At 73.6% G+C, this 9146-nt stretch carries 10 protein-coding genes; 4 read left to right on the plus strand and 6 right to left on the minus strand.

From position 1 onward, the window contains the following. Positions 1–8 precede the first annotated feature (8 nt). The 3 genes from EDF38_RS13510 to EDF38_RS15955 all read left to right on the plus strand — a co-directional run bounded on the left by EDF38_RS13510 (position 9) and on the right by EDF38_RS15955 (position 2745). Positions 9–296, plus strand: coding sequence for an HU family DNA-binding protein (locus tag EDF38_RS13510; protein ID WP_123356266.1), 288 nt, complete (start codon positions 9–11; stop codon positions 294–296). Positions 297–483: 187 nt separating this feature from the next. Continuing rightward, the gene (locus EDF38_RS13515) at positions 484–2466 is read left to right on the plus strand and encodes a cytochrome c oxidase assembly protein (RefSeq protein WP_123356268.1); all 1983 of its coding nucleotides are present in this window, start codon (positions 484–486) and stop codon (positions 2464–2466) included. 120 nt (positions 2467–2586) lie between these two features. Further along, positions 2587–2745, plus strand: coding sequence for a hypothetical protein (locus EDF38_RS15955; protein WP_158613379.1), 159 nt, complete (start codon positions 2587–2589; stop codon positions 2743–2745). A gap of 90 nt (positions 2746–2835) precedes the next feature. Here EDF38_RS15955 and EDF38_RS13520 read toward each other — a convergent pair whose 3' ends face one another. Then, positions 2836–3528: an SDR family NAD(P)-dependent oxidoreductase gene (locus tag EDF38_RS13520; protein WP_123356270.1), complete on the minus strand. Its 693-nt coding sequence runs from the start codon at positions 3526–3528 to the stop codon at positions 2836–2838. Between the two features lie 101 nt (positions 3529–3629). On the opposite strand from EDF38_RS13520, the gene EDF38_RS13525 reads away from it, so the two are divergent. Beyond that, a complete protein-coding gene (locus EDF38_RS13525; protein ID WP_123356272.1) occupies positions 3630–4526 on the plus strand; it encodes a helix-turn-helix transcriptional regulator in 897 nt (298 codons plus the stop codon). Here EDF38_RS13525 and EDF38_RS13530 read toward each other — a convergent pair. From EDF38_RS13530 to EDF38_RS13550, 5 genes are all read right to left on the minus strand, one after another. Continuing rightward, entirely contained in the window at positions 4523–5572 is a 1050-nt protein-coding gene (locus tag EDF38_RS13530) for an LLM class flavin-dependent oxidoreductase (RefSeq protein ID WP_123356274.1), read from the minus strand. The genes EDF38_RS13525 and EDF38_RS13530 overlap by 4 nt on opposite strands. A 140-nt stretch (positions 5573–5712) precedes the next feature. Beyond that, positions 5713–6330, minus strand: coding sequence for an HD domain-containing protein (locus EDF38_RS13535; RefSeq protein ID WP_123356276.1), 618 nt, complete (start codon positions 6328–6330; stop codon positions 5713–5715). Positions 6331–6391: 61 nt separating this feature from the next. Continuing rightward, positions 6392–7759 carry a GH1 family beta-glucosidase gene (locus EDF38_RS13540; protein WP_123356278.1) on the minus strand — a complete coding sequence of 456 codons (1368 nt, stop codon included), beginning with the start codon at positions 7757–7759 and terminating at the stop codon, positions 6392–6394. After that, a complete protein-coding gene (locus EDF38_RS13545) occupies positions 7756–8121 on the minus strand; it encodes a tautomerase family protein (protein ID WP_123356280.1) in 366 nt (121 codons plus the stop codon). Before EDF38_RS13545 ends, EDF38_RS13540 begins: the two co-directional genes overlap by 4 nt. A 70-nt stretch (positions 8122–8191) precedes the next feature. Then, on the minus strand, positions 8192–9145 hold the full coding sequence (locus EDF38_RS13550; protein ID WP_233572468.1) for an aldo/keto reductase: 954 nt from the start codon (positions 9143–9145) through the stop codon (positions 8192–8194). Between the last annotated feature and the right edge of the window lies 1 nt (position 9146).

Genomic DNA, 9146 nt, shown 5'->3' on the forward strand with positions numbered 1-9146 from the left:
ACATTTACATGGCTGACAAGTCACTGAACCGCACCGAGCTCGTCGCAGCTGTCGCTTCCGAGTCCGGCCAGAGCCAGGCCGCCGTCAGCGGCGTCGTCGACGCGTTCTTCTCCGTCGTCTCGAAGTCCGTGGCCGACGGCACGAAGGTCACCATCCCCGGGTGGATCGCCTTCGAGAAGTCGCACCGCGCCGCCCGCACGGGTCGCAACCCGCAGACGGGCGAGGCCCTCGAGATCGCCGCGAGCGACTCGGTGAAGGTCAGCGCCGGCAGCAAGCTGAAGGCTGCCGTCAAGTAGTCCTCCGCACCACGCAGCACCTCGTGAGGGGGCGGCGACCTCCGGGTCGCCGCCCCCTCTCGTCGTCCCGGGGCCGCGTGGGGCGCTGCGGGGCAGGCCGTGAGGGGGGCCGTGCGGGCGGGGCGATCGCTCGGCGACGAGGCACCCGAGCCCCGTTCCCAGTCGCACCGACCTAAGCTGAGCCCCGATGTCCAGGATCACCCGCGCCTCCGGACCGGCACTGCTCGTGCTGGTGGCGTTCGTCGCACTCCTCGCGGCGCTGCAGTTCGGCGGCGCCGCCGACGCCCCGCTCGTGGTCGACCCCGGCGCGGTCGTGCGCTTCGGCCTGCCGATGGCCAAGATGATGAACAACATCGGGGCCGCCGTCGCGATCGGCACCCTGTTCCTCACCTGCTTCGCGCTGTCGCGCGACAAGCCCGAGTTCGACCGCGCCATGGACATCGCCGCCGGCGCCGCGGGCTTCTGGGCCGTCGCGTCGGCCGTGACGACCTTCTTCACGTTCCTCAGCGTCGCGAACGTCGCCGTCACCTTCGACGACCAGTTCGGGCGGACGCTCGCGTTTTTCCTCACCGACACCGAGCTCGGCAACGCCTGGCTCGCCACGACGCTCGTCGCGGCCGCGGTGACCGTGCTCTGCTTCGCCGTCCGCAACATCTGGGCCCTCGTCGGCGTCACGGTGCTGGCGGGCGGCGGGCTCATCCCGATCGCGATGCAGGGCCACGCGGCCGGCGCGAGCGGCCACGACGCCGCCGTCACCGACCTCGCGCTGCACCTGCTCGGCGCCGCCGTCTGGCTCGGCGGCCTCGTCGCCCTCGTGCTGCTGCGCGGCACCCTCGAGCGCGGCCGCATCGGCGTCGTGCTGGCGCGGTACTCGACCGTCGCGATCGTCTGCTTCGTCGTCGTCGCCGCGTCGGGCGTCGGCAGCGCCGCGATCCGGCTAGGCGACTGGTCGGCGCTGACCACCGGCTACGGCGTGCTCGTGCTGGTCAAGACCCTCTCGCTGGTGGCGCTCGGCATCTTCGGCGTCGTGCAGCGCCGCTGGCTCGTCGGCCGCATGTCGACGCACCCGACCGCGACCGCCCGCTTCTTCTGGTGGTTCGTGACGGCCGAGCTGGCCTTCATGGGGCTCGCGTCGGGCGTCGCGGCGGCCCTGGCCCGCACGGCCACCCCGGTCGAGGAGGTCGTCGCCACCGACCTCGCCTCGCCGACGCCCGCCGAGATCCTCACGGAGGAGCCGCTGCCGGCCGAGCTCACCCCGATGAGCTACCTCACGCAGTGGAACGTCGACCTGCTCTGGGCCCTCGTCTGCGCGTTCGGCATCTTCTTCTACGTCGCGGGCGTGGTGCGCCTGCACCGTCGCGGCGACGCGTGGTCGCTCGGCCGCACGGTGTCGTGGGTGTCGGGCATGGTCGTGCTGTTCTACGTGACGTGCGGCGCCCCGAACGTGTACCAGGACTACCTGTTCAGCACGCACATGCTGGCGCACATGGTGCTCGGCATGGTGATCCCCGTGCTGCTCGTGCCGGGCGCCCCGGTGACCCTGGCGCTGCGGGCGATCCGCAAGCGCACCGACGGCACCCGGGGGCCGCGCGAGTGGATCATGATCCTCGTGCACTCGACGTACGCGCACGTCATCAGCAACCCGATCGTGGCGGCGGTGCTCTTCGCCGGGTCGCTCTTCGTCTTCTACTACACGTCGCTCTTCAGCTGGGCGACGACGACGCACCTCGGCCACTACTGGATGATCGTGCACTTCCTGATCGTCGGGTACCTCTTCGTGCAGTCGATGATCGGCATCGACCCGGTCAAGGGCCGCCTGCCGTTCCCGATGCGGCTGCTCGTGCTGCTGGCGACGATGGCGTTCCACGCGTTCTTCGGGCTCAGCATCATGACGAGCACGTCGCTGTTCCTCGCCGACTGGTACGGCGCCATGGGCCGCACCTGGGGCGCGACGCCCATGGCCGACCAGTACGCGGCCGGCGGCATCGCGTGGAGCGTCGGAGAGATCCCGACCGTGGCCCTCGCCATCACCGTCGCCATCATGTGGAGCCGCAGCGACAGCCGCGAGGCCAAGCGCAAGGACCGTCAGGCCGACCGCGACGGCGACGCCGAGCTCGACGCCTACAACGAGCAGCTCTCGGCGCTGGCGCGGAGCGACCGGCGCTCCTGAGGCCGCGACGCGGGCGCGCCCCGTGCGAGGGGCGCTCGCTCTGGGGGTCGTGCCGGAGGCGCGGTCCGGCTTGGATCGGACCCGGACGTCACGAGACGCCCCCGACCGAGAGGACCACCCGTGGCAGGAACGATCGCCCGTACGCAGCTCGGGATCGTGGTGCTCGGCGTCGCCGTCGCGGCCGTCGTCGGGGTGGCGGGGCCGCACGGCGCCTCCTCGGGTCCGTCCGACACGGCAGCGCAGCACTCGACCTCGACGACGGACGCCGGCTCGCGCTGACCTGCGCCGCGTGCCGGCTGGTCGCCGGTGCGCCCTGGGGCTCACGGCCCCGCGCTCGCCCGCACCCCCGCACCCCCGCCACGCTCGGGCCTAGAAGGGCGCCACCCCGTCGCGGTCGATGAAGGTGCCCGTGGGGCCGTCGGCGCCCTGCGTCGCGAGCTCGACGATCGCGTCGGTGCCCTCGGTCACGGTCTGGTGGCCGCTGTTGCCGTTGAGGTCGGTCGCCGTGTAGCCGGGGTCGGCCGCGTTGACGCGGATGCCCGGCAGCGCCTTCGCGTACTGCACCGTGAGCATCGTGACGGCCGACTTCGACGCCGTGTATAGCGGCGCCACCACGGTCGACTCGACGCGGTCGGGGTCGTGCACCGCGGTGAACGAGCCGAGCCCGCTCGTGACGTTGACGATCGCCGGCGCCGCGGAGGCGCGCAGCAGCGGCAAGAACGCCTGCGTCGTCCGCACGATCCCCGCCACGTTCGTGTCGAGCACTTCGAGCGCGTCGGCGCCGGTGAGGTCGGCCGGGTCGGAGTGCGAGCCCGTGATGCCCGCGTTGTTGACGAGGACGTCGAGCCCGCCGTGCTCGCCGACGTGGGCGGCGGCCGCGGCGACGGAGGCGTCGTCGGTGACGTCGAGCTGCACGAAACGGGCGCCCAGCTCGTCGGCGGCCTGCTGACCGCGCGTCGCGTCGCGGGCGGCCACCCAGACGGTGTGCCCCTCGGCGAGCAGGCGGCGGGCGGTCTCGTGGCCGAGGCCCTTGTTGGATCCGGTGATGAGTGTCGTGGTCATGGCCCGAGTCTGCGCGCTGCCGTGGCCCAGCGCGTGGCCCGGCCGGGCAGGAGGACTCGCAGTACCAGGCAGGGTCGGCGCCGAGACGCGAGGATGGGCACATGCCCGCACAGGACGCCGAGCTCGGCCGGATGCTCTCGACCTGGCGCGCACGCCTCTCCCCCGCCGACGCGGCCCTGCCCGTGGGCGGTCGCCGGCGGGCCGTCGGGCTCCGCCGTGAGGAGCTCGCCGCCCTCGCCGGCCTCTCGGTCGACTACGTCGTCCGGCTCGAGCAGGGTCGCGCCCGGCACCCCTCCGACCAGGTCGCCACGGCGCTCGCCCGGGCCCTGCAGCTCGACGACGCCGAGCGCGACCACCTGTTCCGCAGCGCCGGGCTCCTGCCCCCGACGACGGCCGTCGTCTCGCGACACATCCCGCCCGGGGTGCAGCGCCTGGTGGCCCGGCTGCGCGAGACGCCGATCGCGGTGTTCAGCGCCTCCTGGGACCTGCTGACCTGGAGCCCGCTCTGGGGCAGCCTGCTCGGCGATCCCGACGGCTGGCCCGCCGACGAACGGAACATCGTCGTGCGGGCGTTCCGCGACGCCCGTCGCGAGGCCGGCGGACCGACCGACGGAGGCGCGGGCACCGCCATCCGCACCCGTCACCTCGACGGGGAGGGCGGCTCCCGGTTCCGCGAGGCGCTCGTCGCCGACCTGCGCCGCACGCTGGTGGACCACCCGGCCGACCCGCGCCTCCGAGCGCTCGTCGACGGGCTCGTCGCCGACGAGCCCGAGTTCGCGCAGCTGTGGGCCCGGGGCGCCGTCGGCGTGCACGAGTCGGCGCGCAAGGTCATGGACCATCCGCTGGTCGGGGAGCTCGAGCTCGACTGCGACGTGTTCACCGTGCCGGGCAGCGAGCTCAAGATCGTCGCCTACACGGCGGCCGAGGGGTCGCCCGCGGCGGCCGGGCTCGACTTCCTCCGGGTGTCGGCGGTCGGCGCGGAGGCGCGGGGCCGCTAGGCCAGCATCTCGCGGACCAACGGCACCACCTTCGTGCCGTAGAGCTCGATGCTGCGCATCATCTGCGCGTGCGGCAGGCGGCCCATGCTGTAGCGCATGTCGAAGCGCGAGGCGCCGAGCAGTGCCATGTTCTTGGCGATCTTCGCCGCGACCGTCTCGGGCGCGCCGACGTAGAGGGCACCGTCCGGGCCGGCGCTCGACTCGTACTGGGCGCGGGAGTAGGGGGGCCAGCCGCGTTCGCGACCGAGCTGGTTCGTCTGCGCCTCCTGGTACGGGAACAGCGCCTCCTTCGCCTCGTCGTCCGTCTCGAGGACGAAGCCGGGCGAGTGCATCGCGATGGGCTGCGACTCCTTGCCGAACTCGCCGAGGGCACGGCGGTAGAGGTCGGCGTAGGGCGCGAACTGGGCGGGCTGGCCGCCGATGATCGCGAGGAAGAGGGGCAGCCCGTAGTGAGCCGCGCGGATCACCGACTGCGGCGAGCCGCCGACGCCGACCCAGGTCTTCAGCGTGCCGCTCTCGGGCCGCGGGTACACCCACTGGTCGCTGAGCGCGCCGCGCTTCGTGCCCTGCCAGGTGACGGGCTCGTCCTTGAGCAGCTCGGCGAAGAGCTGGATCTTCTCCTCGAAGAGCACCTCGTAGTCCTGCAGGTCGAGGCCGAAGAGCGGGAACGACTCGGTGAACGAGCCACGGCCCAGGATGACCTCGGCGCGGCCGTTCGACAGGGCGTCGACCGTCGCGAAGCGCTCGTAGACGCGCACCGGGTCGTCGGAGCTCAGCACCGTCACGGCCGAGCCCATGCGGATCCGCTCGGTCCGGGCGGCGATCGCGGCGAGGACGACCTCGGGCGCGCTCACCGCGAAGTCGACCCGGTGGTGCTCGCCGACGCCGATGAAGTCGAGGCCGACCTGGTCGGCGAGCACGGCCTGCTCGACGAGGTCGCGGATCGACTGCGCGTGCGAGACGAGCTCGCCCGCTCCGTCGACGCCGGCGGGGCGCTCCGTGACGTCGCCGAAGGTGTCGAGTCCGAACTCCAGGGGGTGTGCCATGTGGTGCGCTCCATTTCCATGCGTTTGCATCATGCTACGGGAGCCAACCGGGATCGGCCGCCCGGCATTCCTGCCGCGTGACCGCCGCGTCCCGACGTCGTGGAGCACAGCCCGCCGGAGGCGCGGGCCGGCCGCCCTGCTCAGCCCCGGTCGTCGAGGGGGTTGGCCGCCAGCCGCCGCGTCATGCCCGAGCGGACGGCCCGGCCCGCCTCGGAGCCCGGCTTCCGGTGCGCCTGCGCCGAGATCGCCGTCGCGAACTCGGCCGCGAACCCGTCGCGCGGCCGCTGCTCCACGAGCTCGTCGAGCAGGTCGGCCGGCCAGTCCGCCGCCCCGACGCCGCTGACGTCGAGGCTCGTCGCCCGCTCGAGCAGGTGCCCCTCGACGTCGAGCTCGGCCGACACCGCCGGCCACATGTGCCGGACGATCACGTCGCCGACGCGGCGCTGCCGGTCGTCGTCCCACCCGGCGCCCGCCGCGAAGACGCGCGCGACGTCGCCGCCGGCCCGCTCGAACGAGGTCGCGTGGGCGTCGAAGGAGGGCGCGAGCCCGAGGTCGTGGAGCAGCGACGCGACGTAGAGCAGCTCCTCGTCGACGACGAGGCCCTCGCGGCGGCCGAGGTCGGCGGCGAGCACCCACGAGCGCTCGCTGTGGGCGACGAGGGCCGGGGAGGCGTGGGCGACGGCCACGGCGCGGGCGCGCGCCGCGACGTCGGTGGGCGGGACGAGGAGGCGCGGGACACGGGCGGCGGAGTCGGGCATGCGACGAACCTAGGGCCGTCGCGCGCCGCCGCGCGAGTGCCGGGCGGGGCGCGAGAGCGGGTCAGTCGAGCTCGGACCGCAGGAACCTCCTGAACCAGAGCCCGCTCGACTTCGGCGTCCGCGCCTGCGTCTCGTAGTCGACGTGGACGAGCCCGAACCGACGGCTGTGTCCCCAGGCCCACTCGAAGTTGTCCATCAGCGTCCAGGCGAAGTAGCCGGTGAGGGGCAGTCCTCGCCGGACGGCCTCAGCGCACGCCTCGACGTGCTGCCGCAGGTACGCCAGCCTCTCGGGGTCGTCGACCGACCCGTCGTCGCCGACGTGGTCCTCGTACGCCGAGCCGTTCTCGGTCACGACGAGGGGCAGCCCCGGGGCCGCGGCGGCGGCCTGCTCGAGGACGTCGAGCAGGCCGTCGGGATGGATCTCCCACCCCATCTGCGTGACCGGGGCACCCGTCTCGACGAACTCGACCGACTCGCTGCCGGGGTTCGCGCTCGGCCGCCCGTCGGGCTCGCCCGCCCGTGTCGTGTGGCGGCTGTAGTAGTTCACGCCGAGGAAGTCGATCGGCGCGGCGATCGTCGGCAGGTCGGCGAGGGCGTTCTCCGCGAACCACGGCGCCTCGCCCAGGTCGTCGAGCACGTCCTCGGGGTACGACCCCGTCAGGACGGGGTCGAGGAAGAGCCGGTTGCCGAGCCCGTCGATGCGACGTGCGGCGTCGACGTCGGCGGCGGCGTCGCTGGCGGGTCGGACCGAGTAGAGGTTCAGGGTGATGCCGACCACCGCCTCCGGCGCTGCCTCACGGACGACGGGCACGGCCAGGCCGTGCCCGAGCAGCAGGTGGTGGGCCGCCCGGGCGGCCCGGCTGCCCTCCCGGCGCCCGGGGGCGTGGACGCCGCTCGCGTAGCCGAGGAAGGCGGAGCACCAGGGCTCGTTGAGCGTGATCCAGTTCGGGACGACGTCGGCGAGCTCCTCCACGACGAGGCCCGCGTACTCGGCGAAGCGGTGGGCCGTGTCGCGCTCGAGCCAGCCGCCCCGCTCCTCGAGGGCCTGGGGCAGGTCCCAGTGGTAGAGCGTCGCCCACGGCGTCACGCCGACCGCGAGGAGGCGCTCGGCGAGGGCGCGGTAGAAGCCGATCCCGTCGCGGAGCGCAGGCCCCGTCCCCTCGGGCTGGATGCGCGGCCAGGAGATCGAGAAGCGGTACGCGTCGACGCCGAGGCCGGCCATGAGCGCGACGTCCTCGCCGACGCGGTGGACGTGGTCGTCGGCCACGTCGCCCGTGGTGCCGTCGGTGATCGCCCCGGGCCTCCGGACGAAGGCGTCCCAGATGCTCGGGCCGCGGCCGCCCTCGGCCACCGCCCCCTCGATCTGGTAGGCCGCGGTCGCCGTGCCCCAGGTGAAGGACGACGGGAAGTCGTCGCGGCGGACGCTCACGAGGGGTCCCCCGACGGCGCGAGCCAGTCGCCGTCGCCGTTCTCGCTCAGCGCCACGAGCACGTCGTCGCGCTTGATGCCGAGCGCGGCGAGCCGGTCGACGAGGAGGGCCGCGCCGCGCTGCTTGACCTCCGCGCTGTAGCCGGTGAAGGCGAGCACCTGCACGAAGACGATGTCGGTGCGGTCGGCGTCGGGGAACGTCCGGCTGTAGAACAGGTCGCCCTGCGCGTGCAGCGTGAAGATCTGGAAGAGGTCGTCGGCGGGCATCTCCCACCCCTCGACGAGGGCGCTGTGGACCGCCTCGCTCATGCGGGGACGGAGGTCGCGGAGGTGCTCGTGCATGTCGATGCGGACGAGGGGCATGGTCGTACCTGGTCTCTGGTCGTGGCGGGAAGGGTCGTCGTGCGGGTGAGGGTCGTGGTGCGGGAGGGCGTCAGCGCGGCTCGTCGGCGTCGAGCCAGTTCGCGCGGGCGGGCAGGAGCGCCTCGAGCTCGTCCCAGAACGGCTCCGGCAGCTCGACGGTGGCCGCCGCGACGGTGGCCTCGACGCGCTCGAGCTTGCTGATGCCGACGATCGTCGAGGCGATGCGCGGGTCGCGCGTCGAGAAGCGGACCGCGGCGGTCGCGAGGTCGGTGCCCCACGCGGCGCAGACCTCGCGCATGCGGACGATCGCCTCGAGCGTCGCCGGACGGGCGGGACGGTACCCGTAGGAGTCGACGCGGCCGGTCGTGTCGGCCAGGATGCCGCCGCCGAGCACCGCGGCGTTGAGGACGGCCACCCCCAGCTCGCCGGCGCGCGCGATGAGGTCGCCCGCGCTGCGGTCGACGAGCGTCCACCGGTTGTGCACGAGCAGCACCTCGAAGACCCCGAGCTCGAGGTACCGCGCCATCTGCCGGACGTCGCCCCCCGCGAGGCCCAGGTGGCCGATCTCGCCGCGGTCGCGGGCGTCCACGAGGGCCTCCACCGCGCCTCCGGCGCTCGTCATCCGGTCGGGGTCGTGGAACTCGGGGTCATGGAGCTGCACGAGCGGCAGCGGGTCGACGCCGAGCCGACGACGGCTCTCGTCGAGCGAGCGCCGCACGCGGTCGCCGCTGTAGTCGGCCCCGCTCGGGTCGACCTTCGTCATGACCAGCACGTCGTCGGGCAGGCCGCCGTGCTCGGCGATCGCGCGGCCGATGCGTTCCTCGCTGCGGCCGTCCGAGTAGCCGTTCGCCGTGTCGATCGTGCGGATGTCGCTGTCGAACAGCGCCCGCACCAGGTCGACGGCGTCGCGCTCGGCCACGCTGTAGCCGAAGTTCTCCGGCATGCTGCCGAGGGGCGCCCCGCCCGCGGTGACGGGGCTGACGCGCAGCCCCGTCCGACCCAGGGGGACGAGGTCCCAGCGCACG

It is taken from the genome of Frigoribacterium sp. PhB160 (genome assembly GCF_003751785.1).
Classification (GTDB): Bacteria; Actinomycetota; Actinomycetes; order Actinomycetales; family Microbacteriaceae; genus Frigoribacterium.

Bases quoted from the DNA above. Each gene is read 5' to 3' on its own strand.
- EDF38_RS13510 (WP_123356266.1), top strand. From the start codon at position 9: ATGGCTGACAAGTCACTGAACCGCACCGAGCTCGTCGCAGCTGTCGCT.
- EDF38_RS13545 (WP_123356280.1), bottom strand. From the start codon at position 8,121: ATGCCCCTCGTCCGCATCGACATGCACGAGCACCTCCGCGACCTCCGT.
- EDF38_RS13515 (WP_123356268.1), top strand. From the start codon at position 484: ATGTCCAGGATCACCCGCGCCTCCGGACCGGCACTGCTCGTGCTGGTG.
- EDF38_RS13525 (WP_123356272.1), top strand. From the start codon at position 3,630: ATGCCCGCACAGGACGCCGAGCTCGGCCGGATGCTCTCGACCTGGCGC.
- EDF38_RS13535 (WP_123356276.1), bottom strand. From the start codon at position 6,330: ATGCCCGACTCCGCCGCCCGTGTCCCGCGCCTCCTCGTCCCGCCCACC.
- EDF38_RS13520 (WP_123356270.1), bottom strand. From the start codon at position 3,528: ATGACCACGACACTCATCACCGGATCCAACAAGGGCCTCGGCCACGAG.
- EDF38_RS13530 (WP_123356274.1), bottom strand. From the start codon at position 5,572: ATGGCACACCCCCTGGAGTTCGGACTCGACACCTTCGGCGACGTCACG.